We start from the raw sequence: 19879 nt of genomic DNA, 5'->3' as shown, positions 1-19879 counted from the left end.
CGGTTTGAGGGGTGTGAGGGATCGGCTCAGGTCATTCAACTTCTGCATGGGGTGCTCCATCGGTTCACATCAGCGCCGATGAATGCCATATCCTCACCGTCCTCACCGCCGCCGCCCGCACCATAGCATCTCCCTTGGAGGCTTTCGGACGCCGGCCGCCGAATGTGCCGCGCCGTCAGTCATGCGGCCGGCATCCGAAACCCTTCACACAAGCGGTCCTCAACAGGACGAATGTCGCGCAGCCGGCTTCCCTTTGTAAGCCATTTCACACAGTAGCGAAGCGCCGCCCATTATGATTACTTGAGGGACTGCCCCCAAAACGGGAGGTCGAGATGCCAACGTCATCTCACCTTTTGCGATGGTCGACCGAGATGCTGCCGGAGCGCGTGCGGTTCTCCACGTTCCGTGAGGAGTTTGCGCGGCTGAACCTCGCGTTGGACGTGATAGACCACAGCGGTGGCCGCCCACGTATCGACGTCACCTGCTTGTCGCTCGGTGCGGTTGGCGTTTGTAGCCTTGTCACGACGCCGGTGGAGTTTATTCGTCACAAACACCACCTCAAGGATAGCGGTGAGCAATTCGGACTGAACCTCGTCGAGGCTGGACCGGTCCAATTTGCAAATGCTGGCCAAGAGTATGGCTATGACGTCGGCTCCGCTTGTTTGGTCGATCGGGGAAGGACGCTGCGAGTATTTGGGCCGCGTGGGGGGAGCGTCAAATTCGTAACCGTGCAGGCTGCCGCCCTTAGGTCTCTGGTGGCCAACCCGGAAGACCTATCAGGCCGGCCAGCGCGTTCCGGACCGGCGCTGAGACTTCTCAACCGCTACCTGCGGTCGCTCGCATCCTTCAAAGAACCTCCGTCATCAGAGCTAGCCGCCACCGTCGGCGTACATCTCCTCGATCTTGTCGCCGCGACGCTCGGGCCGACCGACCAAGCAACAGACATCATTACGGAGCGCGGTGTGAAGGCAGCAAAGCTGCAGGCGATCCTAGCGGAAGTCGCGAGACGCTACAGCGATCCCAATTTCGATTTGAACAAGGTCGCTGGGGCGATCGGCATGTCGCGGCGATACGTGCAAAAATTGCTCGAGGAGGGGACCGGAAAGTCTTTCACCGAGCATCTTGCAGGACGCCGGCTCGAGCGTGCCTTCGCGATGTTGACTGACCCGCACCATCTGCATTTGGCCATCATCGACATCGCGTATGCAGTCGGCTTTGGTGACGTTTCTAATTTCAATCGCACGTTCCGCCGGCACTTCGGCGAGACGCCCTCAGGTGTGCGCGCCGCATCGACCATGCGGGAGCAGAAGTGATCCTGCGGCTCCTTACCAGTGCGCCGACGATGCCGCAGAATGCGAGTATTTGCGGGCTTCGCGAACACCCTTTCTTTAACATCATCGCCAAGAGGCGCATACCGACATCGCAGGGAATGAGCGCTAGACATGCAGACCGTCAGCTTAGGGCTAGCAGGCAACATCGAAATGAATTAGGCCGCCAACTGAGGCGGCCTAGTCATGTGACCAAAGTTGGTGGTCACTTCTCAACTTCCACGATGTATCGCCGTATCGTTTTCGCGGTTTTCGCGCCCTCAGGTGCAAGGTCCTGCCAGACCTTGGACTGGAAAAATGCTATGGCGGCATCTGCGCTATCCCACTCGGTCATGGCCACACTGATTGGAGCAGGCCCGCCCTCCGCGTGGAAAACTCTGCCTTTCAAAGTCCCCATTGAGCGGCCACCGGCCTCGGCCAGTGCCCTTCTCGCTGCCTCGATATAAGCGGGCGAAACAGTTGCACCAGCAATTGGTTCGATCTCACCGATACTGTAGGCCTTCAGCTTGGTTTGAGCGTGCAAACCTTGGAACGCGAACCCGCCGATTGCGATGCCGCTGAGCAGTGACAATGCCATCAAGTATTGAGTTCTCATGATTTCCTCCAGCTCGCCGATAACCGGCCGGGCGAGAGTAGGGTGAGAGGCAGCCGCACTCAACTTCGATAAAAGCGCGAGGGACTTCCGGTTACCCTCGAAGAGCCAACCTCTCGGGGATCATGCAGACCATCAGCTTAGGGCCATCCCGGACTCATGCGTGCGATGACCATCCTACTCGATCACCTCGTCGGCATTGGCAGGCAACGCACGAGAATGATGAGCCGGAGCACGCTGCGGTGGTGAGATTGAATGCAAAGACATCTCAACGTATTGGCTCGATCCATTGGGCGCGCGACGGCCCCGGCTCAAAGGGATCACCGAAGTACTGGGTTTCACGAACGACCTTCCCGCCTCTGAATTCCATGATGCTCACCGTGTAAGATGGCAAGCCGTCGTATGTGAGGACAAATTCAGTAACCCAAAGGTCGGCAGCGCCGAGTATGCGTCGCACCGTAAAGCGCTTCTTGTTCGGCTGCGCAAAACGAGACGCTTGAATATTGCGTCGACCGCGGATTCTCTCCCCGGATTGAGGGTACTCAAGCACGGCATCATCACGGTAAATCTCATGCTCCGCCTCGAAGTCATTTGCATCTGAGGCTGCCCAGTGATGATCCAAAGCCGCTCGAATGGTTTGATCTTCATTCATTCTCTTCCCTCGCGTCGCAATGCTGCATATTATCTCCAAAACGGAGCATCGGCACGAACGGAATGTCTGCTGAGGGGCCATAAGCCGCCGATAACTACCGAACCGGGCAACTTCCGCTTTATGACGGGAAGCCGACGGTTATGAGTACACGCCTAGGCCGTCGCAAGCGGCCTGACCCGCAAGCTCCCGCGCAGGCCGGCGCCGGTGCCGAGCATGATGCCGGCGATCGCGATGAGGGACGACAGCGAGAGCGTCGACAGCCCAGTCAGCCCCTGCCCGACCGAGCAGCCGAACGCCATCACGCCGCCCGCGCCCATCAACGCGGCGCCGCTCGCCGAGCGCAGCATATGCTGCGGCGACCGGTAGCCTTCGAGCTGGAAGCGCCCGGTGGCGATGGCCGTGATCAGGCTGCCGGCGAACACGCCGAACACGGTGACGATGCCGAAATTGAGCGTCGAGCCGGTCGACAGCATGACGTATTGCAGGGCGTCGGCGATCGGCGCGATGAAGGTCAGCGACGTCACCGGCACCGGATTGAAATCATCGGCGCCGAGATAGCCGGTCGCGTACCAGCCCCCCGCCACCAGCAGGCCGACGATCAGGCCGGCCGCGATCTGGCCCGGTGACTTGCGGAATGGCGCATGGGCAAAGGCGAAAATAATCAAGAGGGCTGCGAGAACCGAGGCCGCCACCATCCGCGCCGGCACCGCGCCGAGGCCGATGTCCGCCAATAGCGCCGGCACCGAATTGGCTGACACTGTGGCCTGTGACGCCTGCACCATCGCGATCCGCGCCGGGGCGATCAGGCCCTTCAGCGTCATCTCGGCGAAAATGCCGAGCACGATCACGACCACGAAGGAGCGCAGATTGCCGCGCCCGAGCAGCACCAGCGCCCGCGAGCCGCAGCCATTCGACAGCACCATACCGTAGCCGAACAGGAGCCCGCCGAGGAACATCACCGGCGCCGAGAAGGACGGTTGCAGATAGATCGACTTGCCGAGATCGACGAGGCCTGCCGCCGCCAACAGCTGCGAGGCCGCGATCGCGACGCCCATCGCCAGCGCATAGGTGCGCGCCAGGCGGCCGTCGCCCTCCGCCCACCAGCCGCGCAGGCCGCTCATCATGCAGAAGCCGCTGAGCAGCGCGACCGAGCCATAGATGAGGCCGATGGTCAGGGCGGCAATGATGACGATCGTGGCGGGGTCCATAATAGTCCTTCAATTACGTTCGTCATTGCGAGCGACGCGAAGCAATCCATACTATCACGCTGGAGAGAAATGGATTGCTTCGTCGCTTCGCTCCTCGCAATGACGGTGAACTAGGGTCGCAAAATCACGCGGTCGCGCGACGAGCCTGCCACGGCAACAAACGCCGCCTTGGCCTGTTCCAGCGGGTAGATCGCGCTCGGCTTGATCGGGAATGGCTTCAGATGTCCGCCGGCAAAGCCCGGCGCGAGCTCGCGCAACACCTCGCCGGTCGCAACCGACGACAGCGCAAGCGTGTCGATGCCGACATAGGTGTGCTGGCCGCGGTAGAATTCGAGGATGTTGAACTGCACGATGCGGTCGACCGCCGCGATCAGGATCTGGCGGCCGCGCAGCGCCAGCGACTTGTGCGCGGCCTGGAAATAGGGATCGCCGACCGTGTTGTAGACGATGTTGGCGCCCTTGCCGCCGGTCAGCTCGCGCACGCGAGCGGCGACGTCGGTGGTCGAGGCGTCGATCACCTCGACCGGCGAATTGCTGTGGCCTTCATAGGGCTCGCTCTTGCGCACCACGCCGATCACGCGCGCGCCGTGCCAGCTCGCGATCTGCACCGCGGCCTGCCCGACCTTGCCGTTGACGCCCATCACGAGCACGGTCTCGCCCGCCTTCGGCAGGCCGGCGCGGCGCAGGCCCTCCATCGCGGTGACGAAGGGCACGCCGATCCCGGCGGCTTCGTCCCAGGAAATGCCCGCGGGTTTTTCCACCACGGCATCGCGCTCGACCACCAGATGCGTGGCATGGGTGCCGTCGCGGCGGATGCCGAGGTCGCCGGACGAGCCGAACACCTCACGCCCGATGAATTCAGCGGGACCATCGATTACGACACCGGCGTAGTCGCGGCCCGGGGTACGCGGGAATATGGCATAGGGCATCAGCCCGGTCGCGGCCTTGACGTCGGACGGATTGACCGCGGCGGCCCTCACCTCGATGAGCAGATCGTCCGCCGCGCGCGACAACGCAAGGGTCTCGACCGCTGGCGCCACCGCCGCCGCGTTCTCCGCCTTCGTCAGCAGGCGGACGCAGCGCGCGTCGACAGGATGACGGTTTGCTTGCGGGGCCGGCGGCATCAGCGTTCCAGTCTCGGTCATGGAGCGCGCCGCAAGGCACGCGGATGGTGGCGGCCGGATGGCCTCGGGCCATGACTAATCGACTGACCGATCAATTCAAGGGGCTTGTTGCGGCCGGCCGAGTCAGAGCTTCGGCGGCGGGGCCGTGCCCAGGATCGCCTCGATCGACAGGCCGAGCCCGAGCAGCCTTGCATCGCTGCCGACCGGACCGTCGAGCTCGAGCCCAACCGGCAGGCCATCGGACGTCATGCCGGCATAGAGCGACAGCCCGGGAAGGCCAGCATTGCTGCCGGGATCGGTGTTGCGGATCAAGGTGCCGAAGGTCGGCACCTGCGCGCCGCCATTGACCGACATCTCGCCGGATCCGTTGTTTTCGTCGATGACCGGTGCAGGCGCGATCGTGGTCGGAAACAGGATCGCATCCAGCCCGTTGTCCCTGATGTAGGTGGCATAGATCGCCTGCAGCACCGGCCGCTGCACTTTGATTGCATCATCATAGGCGGCACCGAAGGCGTCCGTAGTGATGGCACCGAATGCGCCGACGACATCAGGACTGGCGACGCCGGCCGCGATGTCGGACAGCGTGATCCCTTCAATCCCGGAGGCGGCGAGCCAGGCCGGGATATCGGCGATCGGCTCGTGCAACGCGACCACAAACGACACCTTGCCGTTCTGCTCAAACAGATCGGGCATGTCGACATCGACCAGCACCGCGCCGGCCGCCGAGAGCCGGGCGCAGGCTGCGCGGGCGACGGCTTCGACATCGCGATCGAGGCCGCTCCAGAAACAGGCGGGAATGCCGAGACGCACGCCGCGTAGCGGGATGCTCGTTGCCAGCGGCGTGCCTGTCATCACGGCATCGAGCAGCGCGACATCGGCGACGGTGCGTCCCATCGGGCCGACGGTGTCGCGGGTATGGCTGATCGGAACCACCTGGTTGTCATCGTGATAACGCCGCTCGGCGCCGCCATCGCCGACTGAAGGCCGAAGGCCCACGGTCCCGGTCAACGCCGCGGGCACGCGGGTCGAGCCGCCGGTGTCCGATCCGAGGCCACAGGTGGCGATGCGCGCGGCGATCGCCGCCGACGTTCCGCCGGACGACCCGCCCGGGATCCGGCTGGTGTCGTATGGATTCCGCACCGGTCCTGCGAACGGTGCGAGATTGGTACTGGTGATGCCGAAGGCAAGCTCGTGCAGATTGGTCTTGCCGATGACGACGGCACCCGCATCGAGCAGCTTTTGCAGCGACGGCGCATTGCGCGCAGGCCGCGCGTGTTGCAGCGCCGGCGTGCCGCCCGATGTCGGCAGTTCTGATGTGTTGATATTGTCCTTCACGACGATCGGAAGCCCGGCCAGCACGCCGGTCCGCGTCCCGGCATCGACCTCGCGCGCCGCGGCCAGCGCGCCGTCGCGGTTCAGCACGATGAAGGCGTTGAGGTGCTTGAGCCGCTCCGCACGATCGAGCGCGGCCTCGACGACACTGACCGCCGTTACCTTGCCGGCGCGGATATCAGCCAGGATCTCCGCAGCGGTCGTTTCATTGGTGTCGGCCATACCCTGCGCCCTGTTGAATTGCAGGGATTAGGCTATTCTTTCGGCCGCTTGTCGTAAACACGTTTCGCCTTGCCGAGCGAACGCTCCAGCGTCTCGGGCGCAACGACGCGGACGCGGGTGGAGATGCCGATCGTGTTCTTGATGAAGGCGGAGACCTTCTCGGCGTGTGCAGTCAGCCCCTCGCCGTCCCAGCTCTCCGGCCGGGCTTCGGCGAGCACCGTCATCTCGTCCATGCGGCCCTCACGGGTCAGCTCGATGACAAAGTGACCGCCGCACCAGTCGGTCGCCAGCAGCGCTTCCTCGATCTGGGTCGGGAACACGTTGACGCCGCGCAGGATGATCATGTCGTCGGAGCGGCCGGTCACCTTCTCCATCCGCCGCATGCCGGGCCGCGCCGTGCCGTGCAACAGCCGCGTCAGGTCGCGGGTGCGGTAGCGGATGATCGGAAAGGCTTCCTTAGTCAGCGAGGTGAACACCAACTCGCCCTTCTCGCCGTCGGGCAGCACCTTGCCGGTCAGGGGATCGATCACCTCCGGATAGAAGTGGTCCTCCCAGATGTGCAGGCCGTCCTTGGTCTCCACGCATTCCTGCGCGACGCCGGGACCGATCACCTCCGACAAGCCATAGATGTCGGTGGCGTCCATGTCGAACGCCTGCTCGATCTCGACGCGCATCGCATTGGTCCAGGGCTCGGCGCCGAAGATGCCGAACTTGAGCGACGATTTGCGCGGGTCGAGGCCCTGTCGCTTGAACTCGTCGAGGATCGCCAGCATGTAGCTCGGCGTCACCGTGATGATGTCGGGCCGGAAGTCGTTGATGAGCTGCACCTGCCGCTCGGTCATGCCGCCGGAGATCGGGATCACCGTGCAGCCGAGCCGCTCGGCGCCGTAATGCGCGCCGAGGCCGCCGGTGAACAGGCCATAGCCATAGGCATTGTGCATCAGCATGCCGGTGCGGCCGCCGGCGGCGCGGATCGAGCGCGCCATCACGTCCGCCCAGGTGTCGATATCGGCTTTGGTATAGCCGACCACGATCGGCTTGCCGGTCGTGCCGGAGGACGCATGGACCCGCACCAATTGTTCGCGCGGCACCGCGAACATGTTGAAGGGATAATTGTCGCGCAGATCCGTCTTCACCGTGAACGGAAATTTGGCGAGATCGGGAAGCTGCCTGAAGTCGGACGGCTGCACGCCGGCGGCATCGAACGCCTTCCTGTAGTGCGCGACATTGTCATAGGCATGCTTGAGCGACCAGGCCAGCCGCCTGGTCTGCAGCGCCATGATCTCGTCGCGCGAGGCGCGCTCGGCCGCATCGAGCTCGGCGTGATAACCGCTGTCCTTGAGCTTTGCCGTTGCCATCGACGTTTCCCCTGAAGCCTTTATGCCTTGATGTCCGTATCCGGCAGCCAGGTGCCCGCTATCACGCGCGAATGCCCGCGGAATTCGGCGATCACGCTGTCGCCGGAGGTCACGCTCACGTCGTAGATTCCCGAGCGGCCATTGCGCGAGATCTCGCGCGCGGTCGCCACCAGGCGGTCGCCAAGCTTGCCGGGCCGGATGAAAGTGACGTTGCCCTGCGCCGCCACCGCGCGATCGTTGCGGCTGTTGCAGGCAAAGGCGAAGGCTGAATCGGCCAGCGTGAAGATGTAGCCGCCATGACAGATGCGCTGGCCGTTGACCATGTGCGGCTGCACCGTCATCGCCATCACCGCCTGCCCCGGCCTGATCTCGACGAGCTCCATGCCGAGGCCCTTGCTGGCGTCGTCTTCCTTCCACATCGCGTCCGCGCAGGCGCGGGCAACGTCCTCGGGCGATAGCGTGGCCTTCACGTTCACATCGAACTCCCTGTGCGCGGGCCCGTTGCGGAGGGCCTCTTGTGCCGAACTTCAATTTCAAGCGCGACGCACGAGGCGTCAACGCTACTTCCGTCATTCCGGGGCGATGCGCAGCAGCGAACCCGGAATGACGACAATCTCAGACGTGGTCGTAGTCGACCACGACCTTCTCAGAGCACGGCTTGGCCTGACAGGTGAGGATGAACCCCGCCTTCAGCTCCCACGGCTCCAGCGAATAGTTCAGGTCCATCGGCGCCTCGCCTTCGACCAGCTTGGCGCGGCAGGTCGAGCACATGCCGCCCTTGCAGGCAAACGGCAGGTCCATGCCGGCGCGCAGCGCAGCGTCGAGGATCGACTCGCCGTCGGCCACCGGGACCTCGCGGCGCTTGCCGTCGATGATCAGCCCGGCAATCGCCTTCGGCGGCGCGCCGGCCGGAACGACGACCTTCGCCCGCGGCTTGCCGCCGAATTCCGACACGAAGCGTTCGACATGGATGCGCTCGTCGGCGATGCCGATCTCGCGGCAGGTGGCCTCGATGGTCTCGCTCATCGCGGCCGGACCGCAGACGAAGACGTGATCGACCGTCTCGGCCGGCACCAGCGAGCGCAGCAGCACCCGCACCTTCTCGCCGTCGAGCCGGCCGTGCAGGATCGGAATGTCCTGCTCCTCGCCCGAGATGACGTGGAATACCGAGAGCCGCTGCATGAAGCGGTCCTTCAGCTCCTCCAGCGCCTCGCGGAACATGACGCCCTCAGTCGAACGGTTGCCGTAGAACAGGAAGAAGCGGCTGTCCGGCTCGCGCGCCAGCACGCCCTTGATGATCGAGAGGATCGGCGTGATGCCGCTACCGGCGGCAAAGCCGACATAGGTCCGCGCCTCGCCCGGCGCGTGGGCGACGCCGAAACGCCCGGTCGGCGTCATCACGTCGAGCTCGTCGCCGGTCTTCAATTCCTCGGCCGCCCAGTTCGAGAATGCGCCGCCGTCGACCTTCTTCACCGCGATGCGCAATTCGCCGTCGTCGGGACCGGAGCAGATCGAATAGGAGCGGCGAACCTCCTCGCCATCCATCGTGGTGCGCAGCGTCAGATACTGGCCCGGCGTAAAACGGTAGTCGCCTTGCAGATCGTCGGGGATCGCAAAAGTCATCGAGATCGCGTCCGACGCTTCGCGGCGCAGATCGCTGACGGACAGGCGGTGAAAGCGCGGTGTCGACATGGTCAATGACACTTGAAGTAATCGAAGGGTTCACGGCAGCTCCTGCAGCGCCACAGCGCCTTGCAGGAGGTCGAGCCGAATTCGGAGAGCAGCTCGGTATCTCCCGAGCCACACTGCGGGCACGCGACCGCCTGCTCGCCGAACAGCGCGCGGCGCGAGGAGCCCGGCAGCGGCGGCGCGATGCCGTACTCCTTCAGCTTGCGACGGCCGTCCTCGCTCATCCAGTCGGTGGTCCAGGCCGGCGACAGCACGGTGCGGACCTTCGGCCCATGAATGCCTTCACGCGCCAGAGCGAGCTCGATCTCGAGTGCGATCATGTTCATGGCGGGACAGCCGGAATAGGTCGGCGTGATCGCGACCTCGACATGACCGTCGTGGACCGCGACATCGCGCAGTACGCCGAGATCGGCGATGGTCAGCACCGGGATTTCGGGATCGACCACCTGCGCGGCCGCGCTCCAGGCGCGCCGGCGCAGATCGGCATCGCTGAGCGCGACGGTCACCATGTTGCCCCCGGAAAGGTCCGCTGCATCGATTGCAGCTCGCTGAGGAGATGGCCGAGATGCTCGCTGTGCCGGCCGCTGCGGCCGCCCTGCTGCATCCAATCGCTCCTCGGCAACGCCAGCGTCGCCTCGTTGACGATGCCGGTGACCGTCTTCAGCCAGCGCGGCTGCAGCGCCGCTGGGTCGATCGCGATGCCGGCATCGATCAGGCCGCGCTCGCCGTCATCGATCGTGAACATCTCGCCGGTATAGGCCCAGAGGTCGTCGATCGCATCCTGCGCGCGGCGATGGCTCTCCTCGGTGCCGTCGCCGAGGCGAACGATCCATTCCGACGAATGCCTGACATGATAGGCGCTCTCCTTCTCCGACTTCGCCGCGATCGCGGCGAGCGTCGGATCGGACGAGGCCATCATCGCGCGCCAGTAGAGATCGGCGAATGCCGCGTAGAAGAATTGCCGCACCATGGTGCGAGCAAAGTCGCCGTTCGGCTGCTCGACCAGCAGCAGGTTGCGATACTGCCGGACGTCGCGCAGATAGGCGAACTTGTCTTCGTCGTTGCCTCGGCCTTCGACCTTGGCCGCGTAGGTGTAGAGCTCACGGGCCTGACCGAGCAGGTCGAGCCCCATATTGGCGAGCGCCATGTCCTCTTCCATCGCGGGCGCATGGCCGCACCATTCGGACAGCCGATGGCCGAGGATCAGCGCGTCGTCGGCGCGGCGCAGCGCGTAGAGCACCAGCGGCGTTTCGGAGACTTCGATGTTGGCGGTTGCCATGTTCTCTATTCCACCTGCATCCACTTGCTCGACGTCATCCTGAGGAGCCTGCGCAGCAGGCGTCTCGAAGGTTGGCCGCGGTTACGATCGGGCGTCATGGTTCGAGACGGCGCTGCGCGCCTCCTCACCATGACGGGTGAAATTCACATGTGCCCGACTTCGTCGGGGACGTCGTAAAAGGTCGGGTGACGGTAGATCTTGGATTCCGCCGGCTCGAACATCATGCCCTTCTCGGACGGATCGGACGCGGTGATCGCGTTCGAGGGCACCACCCAGATCGACAATCCCTCGCCGCGGCGGGTGTAGATGTCGCGCGCGGCCTGCAGGGCGAGCGTCGCGTCGGCCGCGTGCAGCGAGCCGACATGCTTGTGCGCCAGGCCATTGCGGCTGCGGATGAAGACTTCCCAGAGCGGAACGTTCGGCGTGGCCATGGCGGCGCTCCCTTATTCTGCGGCTTGCGCGAGCTGGCGGCGCTTGCGCTTCTCGGCATAGGCCATCGCGGCCTCGCGCACCCAGGCCCCCTCCTCATGCGCCTTGCGGCGCGCGGCGAGACGATCGCGGTTGCAGGGGCCGTTGCCTGCCAGCACCTGCTTGAACTCGTCCCAGTCGATCGGGCTGTGTTCCCAATTGCCGTTAGCGTTCTGCTTCATGCCGGGATCGGGGATCGTCAGGCCCAGGAATTCGGCCTGCGGGACGGTGGCGTCGATGAATTTCTGGCGCAACTCGTCATTGGAGAAGCGCTTGATCTTCCATTTGGTCGAGGTGTCGCTGTGCTGGCTGACCTGGTCCGGCGGACCAAACATCATCAGCACCGGCCACCACCAGCGATCGAGCGCGTTCTGCGCCATCGCCTTCTGCTCCGCGGTGCCGCGACACAGGGTCACCATGATCTCAAAACCCTGGCGCTGGTGGAACGACTCCTCCTTGCACACGCGGATCATCGCACGCGCATAGGGGCCGTAGGAGCAACGGCACAGCGGGATCTGGTTCATGATCGCGGCGCCGTCGACCAGCCAGCCGATGGCGCCGATGTCGGCCCAGGTCAGCGTCGGATAATTGAAGATCGAGGAATATTTCGCCTTGCCCGAGAGCATCGCGTCGACCAGCTCCTCGCGCGAGGTGCCGAGCGTCTCGGCGGCGGCGTAGAGATAGAGGCCGTGGCCGCATTCGTCCTGCACCTTGGCGAGCAGCGCGGCCTTGCGGCGCAGCGACGGCGCGCGGGTGATCCAGTTGCCCTCGGGGAGCATGCCGACGATTTCGGAATGGGCGTGCTGGGAAATCTGCCGCGTCAGCGTCTTGCGGTAGGCGGCGGGCATCCAGTCGTTCGGCTCGATGCGCTCGTCGGCATCGATGCGGGCCTGGAACTGACTGGCACGGGCGACATCCTCGACGCCGCGATCGTCGCCGTCGGATGAGTTGAGCGCCTGCGTGTACATGGCCGACCTCCCAATGTGTTGTTAGGCAGCATATATAACACAAATTTTCGAATGCAAGAAGTTTTTGTAATATATTCAGACACCCTCGAAACGGCGCGCCACCGCGCCGTTGGGCTTCGGCAGCGGCCCGTCCTGGTTTTTTGCGTGGTCGTCAAGCCATTGTTCCGACGGCGAAAGCAGCCCGCGATAGATCTCGCCGCAGAGTTTCCGCGCCGCCCTGCCCGGCCAGTCCTTCGGCAGCAGCTGATACGGCAGCAGCGGATCGCGCAGCACGACGCGGCGGTAATGGTGGATCAAGAGAATGCGCGCGGTGAAGGCGTCGGCGTCGCTCAGCGTCTCGCCGCGGATGATCGAGCCGTGCAGCGGCTCGAACGTCTTCATGAACTTCAGATAGGCGTCCGCGGTGCGGTCGAGCGGCCAGCTTTCGCTGAGTAGCCGCCTTCCGCTGTCATCTTCCGCGGAGACTTCGAGCCGGATCGCGCGCGACGCTTCATCGGGGATCGGCACGCCCGACGGCGCGACCCATACGCCGGGCAGCGGGGTGCCGAAGCCAGCATTCTTCAACGCCTCGCGCGCGGCGTCGCGGTCCTCGGCATTGCCGATCAACAACAGCTCGAAGCGGCCGGTCCAGTCCGACGGCGGCGGATCGTAGATGTGCCGAGTCGCGGTGTCGAAGGTCTGCCGGCCCTTGGCGTTCAGCCGATAAAAACTGTTGCGGCCGACCTTGTTGCGCTCGAGCCAGCCGTCGGCGGCGAGCCGCGACATCGCGGTGCGCACCACATTGCCGTCGATGTCGAGCGACTTGAAGAATTCCAGCAGCGTGCCGAGCCACACCGAGCCGCCGCGCGGCACGATGGAATCGCCGAACACGGTGATGATGATCGAGCCGGTGCGTGACGGCTCGCGCTTCAGCTGATCGACGATGCGGGCAAGCGGCTGTGGCATGCCCAACGCATAGCGCGTTTTGTCGATTCACGACAATGCAGGGTCTTCTCCTTCTCCCCGCGTGCGGGGAGAAGCTCGGGATGAGGGGGCTCTCCGCAATCACGGTGCGAGTTGCGCTCGTGGAGACTCCCCTCACCCGGATCGCATTGCGCTGCGCTTCATGCGATCCGGCCTCTCCCCGCAAGCGGGGCGAGGCAAGCAAGTCAGCGATTCGGATCCGGATAAACGATGCTGCGCCAGCCGCTGCGATCGAACGGCGCCCACTCGCCTTCCTTCTGCGCGAGGCGATCGGCGACCGCATAGACCACGGCCGGATGATGACCCATGCCGCAATGGCTGCTCTCGACCTCGATGCTGTCGGTCATCGACGAGGCCTGCTCGCGGCAGCCCTGCCAGGCGCAGACGCCGTCGGTGCGGCTGAAGATCGCGGTGGTCGGCACCGGCGGCGCGCTGGCGAGCGAGCCGCCGAAACGGGAATCCTCCTCGTCGGCACGACGCCCGCTGGCCATCTCATAGACGCGCCAGGCGTTGGTCGACTTCGGGCCGGCGGCAAACGGGCTGCCGAGCGTGATCACCTGGCGCACGCGCTCCGGCATCATCTTGGCGAGCTGGCGCGCATAGAGGCCGCCGAGGCTCCAGCCGACCACCGAGACCTTGCGGCCGGTGGTTTCATTCATCTCCTGCAGCAGCTCGACCATCCCGTCCTGCACGCCGGCGCGAAGCCCGAGATTGCGGCCCTGGCGCCAGCCGCTGACGGCGTAGCCCTTGCTCCTGAGAAAGTCGCGCAGCGGCCGGGTCGACATGTCGGAAGCGATCAGCCCCGGCAGCACCAGCACCGGATGCCCATCGCCGCGCGGCGCGAGGCTGAGCAGCGGCAATGCACCAAGAAAGGCGCCGAGCTCATGAATGGCGCGGCCTTCCAGAAACATCAGCGTCCTGGACGGCGGGCGTAGCGTCTGCGCAGCAACGGACATTTCAGCTCCTCTTCCGGCAGGACCGCCGGCAATGGGACCAACGAGAATGGTCAACGGGATTGACTCAAACCCGGCGGAATCGTTCCGCAACGCAACAATCTGTCCTGAAAAGCTAGGGAACCGGACACTTTCGTGCAAGCGGTCCGGGTCACACTTGCCACAACTAAAGTGACGTTCGTGCCCAATCGGTCACAGCAGCCGCAGCGTGTATTCCAGGGTGTAAAGCGCAAGGCCGGCAAGCCCGCCGATCAGCGCGCCGTTGAAGCGGATGTATTGCAGATCCTTGCCGACATTGACCTCGATCAGGGAGATCAGCTGCTCCATGTCCCAGCTCTTCATCTGGTCGGCGATGAAGCCCGAGACGCCGCTCTTCTGCTCGGCGACGACGGTGCGCAGGATCGCCACCAGGCCCTGATTGATCTCGCCGCGCAGGTCGGTGTCGCCGTCGAGCGCGTCGCCGGCCTCGACCAACATTCGCGCCAGCTGATGCTGCAGCACCTGCGACTCGCCCGAGGCGCTGCGTTCGATGAAGTCCTTGACGTTGGCCCAGATGGTGCGCCCGAGATTGGCAAGCTCCGGCCGCGCCATCAAATCGCGCTTGAGACCATCGATGCGGTCGGCGAATGCCTTGTCGCTGCCGAGCCGGTCGACAAAGGACAGCAGCATGCGGTCGAACTCGCCGCGGAACGGATGCTGCGGGTCGTTGCGCACTTCCTCGAAGAATTTCGCGGCGGACGCGATGATCCGGTTCACCACGAACTTGTCGGCACGATAGAGCCTGAGCAGCGTCGGCATCTCGGCGCGGACCTTGTCGCGGATCACCGCCATGGTCTCCTGCTGCGTCAGCGTCTGGTGCAGCACGCGCAGGATGTCGTCGAGCAGGCCGCCATGCTTGCCCTCCTGCACGAAGCCGCGCAGCGCGCCGGCCGCGAGCGGCGCGAGGTCGATCGAGAGCACCTGCGTCGTGACGCGGCGGCTGATGAACTGCATCAACCCCGAGCTCTCGGTCGCCGCGAATGCCTCGGGCAGCATCCGCAGCACGAAGCGGGCGAGATCCTCGGAACGTTTGCGGTCGCGCAGCCAGTCGGCGATGAACGAACCGAAATCGATCTCGCGCAGCTTGGCCTCGACCGGCCCGGATTCCAAAAAGTTGTTCTCGATGAATTCGCCGAGCTTCTCGGCGATGCGCGCCTGATTGCTCTGGATGATCGCGGTATGCGGGATCGGCAGGCCGAGCGGCCGCTTGAACAAGGCGACGACGGCATACCAGTCGGCGAGGCCGCCGATGGTTGCGGCCTCGGCAAACGCGGCGATGAAACCGAACACCGGATGCACCGGCAGCAGTGCTTTCGCTGCGATGAAGATGATGAAGGTTGCCGCCAGCACGCCAGTCGCCAGCCACTTGACGCGCCGCAGCTCGGCCGCGCGTTCGACGTCGACTGGCGTTGCGATGAGGGCGGCGGGAAGGGTCATGGGGTTTCGCGGGGGTGACGAACGAAGCATAGCATGGCTCACCGCCGTCATTCCGGGGCGTGCGAAGCACGAACCTCAGGTGCGCAATTGCGCACCGGGGAATCTCGAGATTCCGGATCGCCGCTTCGCGTCGTCCGGAATGACGGTGGACACATGAGCTATGAAGGACACCGCCAAAAAAGAAGGCCCGCAAAATGGCGGGCCTTCGAAAAGGGCAGTTGGCCAGCGCGGCCGCGATCAGGCGGTCTTGCCGTAGACCTTGGCGAAGTTGTCCTGCGCGGTCTTCGCACCATCGGTGACGAGCTTGCCGAGATACTCAGTGGTGGCCTTCGCCCGCGAGACGAACAGTTCGCCACGCGCACGGGCCAGCTCCGACTGGATCTGGGCGGCTTCGCTCAGCGACTTGGCCGACGCGAGCTTGTCGATGCCGGCGAAGAACGCCTCGGCGTCCTGGTAGATCGCCTGCTGGATGTTGCGGCTGATCTTGGCGGCTTCGGTCACCGAACCGGCAACGGCGGACTCGATCACGTTGGTCACCTTCTCCGAGCCGGCATAGGCATCGGCAGCGCGGGTCTTGGCGGCCTCGGCCTGCTTCTTCACGAACTCACGGGCGGCTTCCGGAACTTCCAGGTTCTGAAGCTTGGTGAACGCCTCGGTGACGGGCGCGAAGGCTTCCTTGACGCTGTTCAGCACGGAATTGGTTTCGGTGGTCATTGGGGTCTCTCCATCCTCAGGTTTGAGCTATGGGCTCACCCCGTCCGGTTTGGCCCGGGGCAACGGTGTTATGACACGCCTCATGGTGCGTCGCAACATCTATGTTGCAGCGCGACATCACGAACCTGTGAACAGCACGAAGATCCGGCGGAATGCCTAGAGAACCAGCAGGAGACGGTTTCTAATTACCACTGACCGCGTCAGACACTCCGTAAGCCTCCATTTGGGCCCGGACCTGCGCCACGTTGTGCCCGAGCACGACAATGTCGTGGGTCTTGCCCTCGACGTCGCGGACATGGTCGCGCAGCAGGGCCTCAGCCTTGAAGCCGAGGCTCTCGAACAGCGCGATCGCCGCCCGCTGATCGACGGTCATCTGCACCGAGAACTTCTCCAGCCCGGCACCGAGCGCGATGGCGAAGGTCTCCTGCGACAGCGCCCGGCCGACGCCCTGCCCGCGCACGTCGAGCGACACCACCATCCGGATCTCGCCGACATGCGGCGACCAGGAATGCGGATCGCGCACCAGGGTGCCGCAGCCGACCACCTTGCCGTCCTTGATCGCGAGCAGGCTCGTGATGTCGCCGCGCTCGATCTCGTTGATCCAGGCCGACAGCACCTTCGGCTGGCTGATGTTGCGCGGCAGGAACAAGAGATCATGCGTCGGCAGCTTTTGCGCGAAGGCCAGCACCGCGGCCTCGTGGTCCCGAATCATCAGGCGAAACTCGATGTCGCCCGCCTCGGTCTTGACGCGGCGCGGATAGGAACGTTGTTCGGTCATGTCGATCTCTCTCAAGTCGACCCTTCTTAGGTCGATCTTTTGCTCAGCCAGGAGTCCAGTTTCGGCCACAGCCGCTTGATTGCATTGGCGCCGGCGACCAGCGAGACGTGACCGCCCTTCAGCATCACCTCCTCCTTGTCCTCGGAGCCGATCTTGGTGATCAGATGTTTTGCCGCATCATACGGCACGATGTGGTCGTGCTCGGCGACCGCGTGCAGGATCGGCACCTTGATGTCGGCAAGCTTGGCCGCGCGGCCGCCGACCGTCATGGTGTCGTTGTAGAGCTTGTTGTCCCACATCAGGTCCTTGGTGATGGAGCGGAAATATTCGCCCGCGAGCGGCAGCGTGTCGGTCGCCCAGCGATCGAACATCCGGTACGACTTGACGAACTCGTCGTTCCAGATGTTGTCCCAGAGCTGGATCTGGCCGACGACACGCGCGGCCGGCCGCAACATGTCGAACGATTGCAGGATCAGTTCGGGCGGCATGTTGCCGGTGCTGTCGATCAGGCGGTCGACGTCGAAATAGCGGCGGTCGGCGAAATTCGAGAACAGCTTCATCTCGCGGAAATCGATCGGCGTGGTGAAGCAGATCAGGTTCTTCATCGGCCCGTCGTTGAAGATCGAGCCGTACAGCAGCGACAGCACGCCGCCGAAGCAATAGCCGATCACCGAGACGTCCTTTTCGCCGGAATCCTGCTGCACGCGGCGGACCGATTCCGGAATGAAGTCGAGGACGTAGTCCTCCATGCGCAGCGATCTTTCCTCGGGCTTCGGCGCACTCCAGTCCAGCATGTAGACGTCGAAGCCGCGCTTGAGCAGGAACTCGATGAAGCTCTGCCCCGGCACCAGGTCGAGGATATAGCCGCGGTTGGTGGTCGCCATCACGATCAGCACCGGCACGCGATAGACTTCGCTGGCCAGCGGCCGGTAGTGATAGAGGTTCATGGTGCCGCGCGAATACAGCACGTCTTTCGGCGTCGAGCCGAGCGACGGGCCGGAGCTCGAGAAATACTCGACGCCCTTGATGCTGCGCTGGATCGCGCGCTGCACCTCGGACTGGACCCGCTCGGAGATCGAGGCGAAATCAAAGGGGGTGGGAGCATTCATTTGCTGCCTCCCTCCGCTGGCGGCTGCTTGGTGCGCGGTGGCCGCGGCGTTGCGCCATGGCCGTCGTCCGGCGCCAGCGAATTGTGGTGCACCTGCTGCAGCAGCGTCTTGATCTCGTTGAGCTGGTTCTCCATCGATTGCATGCGCTCGGCCATGCCGACGAGCTGGGCGCGGCTCGGCAGGTTCATCGCCAGCAGATATTTCTCCATCAGCTCGCCGAGCTGCTTCTGCGCGCCGGCCGCAACGCCGCCGGCCTGGTTCATCGCCTTGGAAAATTCCGGCGAGCTCATGAGCTGGTTGCCGAAGGAGTTGAACCCCTTCTCCATCTCGCCAATCATCGTCTGCCAGATCACGGCAGGGTCGTTGCCCTTGTCGGCCATGCGGCGCTCCTCCACACCAATTTCGGGCGCTTGCCGCGCTTCCATTTGTTTCTGCCATACGACACTGTTGCTGCTGATCGGTCAACTGCGCGGCGCGACCAGCGACGCCGAGGCTCTTCTGCGCTGCGTCAATCCGTGGCATAGAGGTTCCTGACCGCGACACCAGCAGGGGACGCCCGTGACCACGCTCGCCCATCAGCCGCCGCAGATCATCCGCGCCAATGGCATCGACATCTGCTACGAGATGTTTGGCGATGCGAATGCCGAGCCGCTGCTCCTGATCATGGGCCTCGGCGCCCAGATGATCCATTGGGACGACGAGTTCTGCCGCCAGCTCGCCGCCCGCGGTTTTCGCGTCATCCGATTCGACAACAGGGATATCGGCAAATCCTCCCGCCTGAGCGGCGGCAAGCGGCTGACCGCGCTCGAATTGCTCAAGCTCCGCTTCCTGAAGATCCCGGTCGCAGCGCCCTACAAGCTGGCCGACATGGCGAGGGATACGATCGGGCTGATGGATGCGCTCGGCATCCGCACCGCGCATCTGGTCGGTGCATCGATGGGCGGCATGATCGCGCAGGAGGTTGCCATCACCTTCCCCGAGCGTGTGCGCTCGCTGACCTCGATCATGTCGACCACGGGCAATCCAAAGATCCCGGGCCCGACCCGCGAGGCGACCGCAGTGCTGATGGCGCCGCCACCGAAGAGCAAGGAAGAGTATTTCGTCCGCTTCGGGCAGACCTGGAAAGTCCTGCGTAACGGCTCGTTCCCTGAAGATGAGGCGCTCGATCCCGAACGCGCGCGGCGCACCTTCGAGCGCGGCCTCAATCCGGAGGGCGTCGGCCGTCAGCTCCGCGCCATCCTCGCCTCCGGCAGCCGCAAGGAGCGCCTGCGCGGCGTCAAGGCGCCGACGTTGGTGATCCACGGCACCATCGATCCGCTGGTGCATCCCGAAGGCGGCAAGGACACCGCGGTCTCGATCCCGGGCGCGAAGCTGGTGATGATCGAGGGCATGGGCCACGCCCTGCCGATTCCGATGTGGCCGCAGATCATCGACGCCATCGACAAGCACGCGCATGGCGCGGCGGCGAAGGCGGCGTGAGGCCAGAGCGTTTTCGAGCGAAGTGGATCCCGGTTCGCGTGAAGAAAACGCCCCAAAGCCAAAATCGAGAGCCCCGTCCCGATTCAATCGGAACGGGGCTCCGGTATCTTCCGGTAACCATGTGAGCCAGGAGTGCGTTCTTCCGGGCGCGGCATGGACGCTGTAGAGAGCGCTATCCACGCTCAGC

The 19879-nt window shown here is 64.4% G+C and carries 21 protein-coding genes; 2 read left to right on the top strand and 19 right to left on the bottom strand.

The genetic code is table 11. The features are described from left to right. Positions 1-332 precede the first annotated feature (332 nt). Positions 333-1313: an AraC family transcriptional regulator gene (locus tag Q2M23_RS34860; RefSeq protein ID WP_316398462.1), complete on the top strand. Its 981-nt coding sequence runs from the start codon at positions 333-335 to the stop codon at positions 1311-1313. A 220-nt stretch (positions 1314-1533) separates the two neighbouring features. On the opposite strand, the gene Q2M23_RS34855 is transcribed toward Q2M23_RS34860, so the two are convergent. The 19 genes from Q2M23_RS34855 to Q2M23_RS34765 all read right to left on the bottom strand — a co-directional run bounded on the left by Q2M23_RS34855 (position 1534) and on the right by Q2M23_RS34765 (position 18593). Beyond that, a complete protein-coding gene (locus Q2M23_RS34855; RefSeq protein ID WP_156436242.1) occupies positions 1534-1923 on the bottom strand; it encodes a DUF1330 domain-containing protein in 390 nt (129 codons plus the stop codon). 265 nt (positions 1924-2188) lie between these two features. Beyond that, complete coding sequence (locus tag Q2M23_RS34850; RefSeq protein ID WP_057017631.1) at positions 2189-2572, bottom strand: nuclear transport factor 2 family protein; 384 nt, start codon at positions 2570-2572, stop codon at positions 2189-2191. 152 nt (positions 2573-2724) lie between these two features. Then, positions 2725-3780, bottom strand: a complete 1056-nt coding sequence (locus tag Q2M23_RS34845) for a YeeE/YedE family protein (RefSeq protein WP_057017630.1) — start codon at positions 3778-3780, stop codon at positions 2725-2727. Positions 3781-3890: 110 nt separating this feature from the next. Further along, a complete protein-coding gene (locus tag Q2M23_RS34840) occupies positions 3891-4925 on the bottom strand; it encodes a quinone oxidoreductase family protein (protein WP_410469807.1) in 1035 nt (344 codons plus the stop codon). A gap of 102 nt (positions 4926-5027) precedes the next feature. Then, on the bottom strand, positions 5028-6458 hold the full coding sequence (gene iaaH / locus Q2M23_RS34835) for an indoleacetamide hydrolase (protein WP_057017629.1): 1431 nt from the start codon (positions 6456-6458) through the stop codon (positions 5028-5030). 32 nt (positions 6459-6490) lie between these two features. Further along, positions 6491-7816 carry a phenylacetate--CoA ligase PaaK gene (paaK, locus tag Q2M23_RS34830; protein ID WP_316398461.1) on the bottom strand — a complete coding sequence of 442 codons (1326 nt, stop codon included), beginning with the start codon at positions 7814-7816 and terminating at the stop codon, positions 6491-6493. 20 nt (positions 7817-7836) lie between these two features. Further along, on the bottom strand, positions 7837-8292 hold the full coding sequence (gene paaI / locus Q2M23_RS34825) for a hydroxyphenylacetyl-CoA thioesterase PaaI (RefSeq protein WP_057017660.1): 456 nt from the start codon (positions 8290-8292) through the stop codon (positions 7837-7839). 139 nt (positions 8293-8431) lie between these two features. Beyond that, complete coding sequence (paaE, locus tag Q2M23_RS34820; protein ID WP_057017627.1) at positions 8432-9508, bottom strand: 1,2-phenylacetyl-CoA epoxidase subunit PaaE; 1077 nt, start codon at positions 9506-9508, stop codon at positions 8432-8434. A gap of 2 nt (positions 9509-9510) precedes the next feature. Then, positions 9511-10014 carry a 1,2-phenylacetyl-CoA epoxidase subunit PaaD gene (paaD, locus tag Q2M23_RS34815; RefSeq protein ID WP_229190392.1) on the bottom strand — a complete coding sequence of 168 codons (504 nt, stop codon included), beginning with the start codon at positions 10012-10014 and terminating at the stop codon, positions 9511-9513. Then, positions 10008-10784 (bottom strand): 1,2-phenylacetyl-CoA epoxidase subunit PaaC, encoded by a 777-nt coding sequence (gene paaC, locus Q2M23_RS34810; protein ID WP_229190393.1) that lies wholly within the window; start codon positions 10782-10784, stop codon positions 10008-10010. Before paaC ends, paaD begins: the two co-directional genes overlap by 7 nt. A gap of 143 nt (positions 10785-10927) precedes the next feature. Beyond that, a complete protein-coding gene (gene paaB / locus Q2M23_RS34805; protein WP_016842890.1) occupies positions 10928-11215 on the bottom strand; it encodes a 1,2-phenylacetyl-CoA epoxidase subunit PaaB in 288 nt (95 codons plus the stop codon). Positions 11216-11227: 12 nt separating this feature from the next. Further along, positions 11228-12220: a 1,2-phenylacetyl-CoA epoxidase subunit PaaA gene (gene paaA / locus Q2M23_RS34800; protein ID WP_316398460.1), complete on the bottom strand. Its 993-nt coding sequence runs from the start codon at positions 12218-12220 to the stop codon at positions 11228-11230. Positions 12221-12295: 75 nt separating this feature from the next. Beyond that, the gene (gene paaX, locus Q2M23_RS34795) at positions 12296-13165 is read right to left on the bottom strand and encodes a phenylacetic acid degradation operon negative regulatory protein PaaX (RefSeq protein WP_316398459.1); all 870 of its coding nucleotides are present in this window, start codon (positions 13163-13165) and stop codon (positions 12296-12298) included. Positions 13166-13368: 203 nt separating this feature from the next. Further along, positions 13369-14139 carry an esterase/lipase family protein gene (locus tag Q2M23_RS34790; protein WP_057017622.1) on the bottom strand — a complete coding sequence of 257 codons (771 nt, stop codon included), beginning with the start codon at positions 14137-14139 and terminating at the stop codon, positions 13369-13371. A gap of 189 nt (positions 14140-14328) precedes the next feature. Continuing rightward, complete coding sequence (locus tag Q2M23_RS34785; RefSeq protein ID WP_316398458.1) at positions 14329-15612, bottom strand: DUF445 domain-containing protein; 1284 nt, start codon at positions 15610-15612, stop codon at positions 14329-14331. A 237-nt stretch (positions 15613-15849) separates the two neighbouring features. Continuing rightward, positions 15850-16326, bottom strand: coding sequence for a phasin (locus Q2M23_RS34780; RefSeq protein WP_028331816.1), 477 nt, complete (start codon positions 16324-16326; stop codon positions 15850-15852). A 181-nt stretch (positions 16327-16507) separates the two neighbouring features. Then, positions 16508-17104 (bottom strand): GNAT family N-acetyltransferase, encoded by a 597-nt coding sequence (locus Q2M23_RS34775; RefSeq protein ID WP_038383826.1) that lies wholly within the window; start codon positions 17102-17104, stop codon positions 16508-16510. A 26-nt stretch (positions 17105-17130) separates the two neighbouring features. Beyond that, positions 17131-18213 (bottom strand): PHA/PHB synthase family protein, encoded by a 1083-nt coding sequence (locus Q2M23_RS34770; RefSeq protein ID WP_141340843.1) that lies wholly within the window; start codon positions 18211-18213, stop codon positions 17131-17133. After that, positions 18210-18593 (bottom strand): hypothetical protein, encoded by a 384-nt coding sequence (locus Q2M23_RS34765; protein WP_316398457.1) that lies wholly within the window; start codon positions 18591-18593, stop codon positions 18210-18212. Before Q2M23_RS34765 ends, Q2M23_RS34770 begins: the two co-directional genes overlap by 4 nt. A 178-nt stretch (positions 18594-18771) precedes the next feature. Here Q2M23_RS34765 and Q2M23_RS34760 point away from each other — a divergent pair, with 178 nt between their 5' ends. Further along, positions 18772-19692, top strand: a complete 921-nt coding sequence (locus Q2M23_RS34760; RefSeq protein ID WP_168857785.1) for an alpha/beta fold hydrolase — start codon at positions 18772-18774, stop codon at positions 19690-19692. Positions 19693-19879: the final 187 nt, after the last annotated feature.

Origin of the sequence: Bradyrhizobium sp. 33ap4 (assembly GCF_032654765.1) — a bacterium.
Lineage (GTDB): Bacteria > Pseudomonadota > Alphaproteobacteria > Rhizobiales > Xanthobacteraceae > Bradyrhizobium > Bradyrhizobium australafricanum.
Note: the sequence above shows the minus strand (reverse complement) of the source record. Positions and strands in the feature narration are given on the sequence as shown.

Bases quoted from the DNA above. Each gene is read 5' to 3' on its own strand.
- Q2M23_RS34860 (WP_316398462.1), top strand. From the start codon at position 333: ATGCCAACGTCATCTCACCTTTTGCGATGGTCGACCGAGATGCTGCCG.
- Q2M23_RS34855 (WP_156436242.1), bottom strand. From the start codon at position 1,923: ATGAGAACTCAATACTTGATGGCATTGTCACTGCTCAGCGGCATCGCA.
- Q2M23_RS34850 (WP_057017631.1), bottom strand. From the start codon at position 2,572: ATGAATGAAGATCAAACCATTCGAGCGGCTTTGGATCATCACTGGGCA.
- Q2M23_RS34845 (WP_057017630.1), bottom strand. From the start codon at position 3,780: ATGGACCCCGCCACGATCGTCATCATTGCCGCCCTGACCATCGGCCTC.
- Q2M23_RS34840 (WP_410469807.1), bottom strand. From the start codon at position 4,925: ATGACCGAGACTGGAACGCTGATGCCGCCGGCCCCGCAAGCAAACCGT.
- iaaH (WP_057017629.1), bottom strand. From the start codon at position 6,458: ATGGCCGACACCAATGAAACGACCGCTGCGGAGATCCTGGCTGATATC.
- paaK (WP_316398461.1), bottom strand. From the start codon at position 7,816: ATGGCAACGGCAAAGCTCAAGGACAGCGGTTATCACGCCGAGCTCGAT.
- paaE (WP_057017627.1), bottom strand. From the start codon at position 9,508: ATGTCGACACCGCGCTTTCACCGCCTGTCCGTCAGCGATCTGCGCCGC.
- paaD (WP_229190392.1), bottom strand. From the start codon at position 10,014: ATGGTGACCGTCGCGCTCAGCGATGCCGATCTGCGCCGGCGCGCCTGG.
- paaC (WP_229190393.1), bottom strand. From the start codon at position 10,784: ATGGCAACCGCCAACATCGAAGTCTCCGAAACGCCGCTGGTGCTCTAC.
- paaB (WP_016842890.1), bottom strand. From the start codon at position 11,215: ATGGCCACGCCGAACGTTCCGCTCTGGGAAGTCTTCATCCGCAGCCGC.
- paaA (WP_316398460.1), bottom strand. From the start codon at position 12,220: ATGTACACGCAGGCGCTCAACTCATCCGACGGCGACGATCGCGGCGTC.
- paaX (WP_316398459.1), bottom strand. From the start codon at position 13,165: ATGCCACAGCCGCTTGCCCGCATCGTCGATCAGCTGAAGCGCGAGCCG.
- Q2M23_RS34790 (WP_057017622.1), bottom strand. From the start codon at position 14,139: ATGTCCGTTGCTGCGCAGACGCTACGCCCGCCGTCCAGGACGCTGATG.
- Q2M23_RS34785 (WP_316398458.1), bottom strand. From the start codon at position 15,612: ATGACCCTTCCCGCCGCCCTCATCGCAACGCCAGTCGACGTCGAACGC.
- Q2M23_RS34780 (WP_028331816.1), bottom strand. From the start codon at position 16,326: ATGACCACCGAAACCAATTCCGTGCTGAACAGCGTCAAGGAAGCCTTC.
- Q2M23_RS34775 (WP_038383826.1), bottom strand. From the start codon at position 17,104: ATGACCGAACAACGTTCCTATCCGCGCCGCGTCAAGACCGAGGCGGGC.
- Q2M23_RS34770 (WP_141340843.1), bottom strand. From the start codon at position 18,213: ATGAATGCTCCCACCCCCTTTGATTTCGCCTCGATCTCCGAGCGGGTC.
- Q2M23_RS34765 (WP_316398457.1), bottom strand. From the start codon at position 18,593: ATGGCCGACAAGGGCAACGACCCTGCCGTGATCTGGCAGACGATGATT.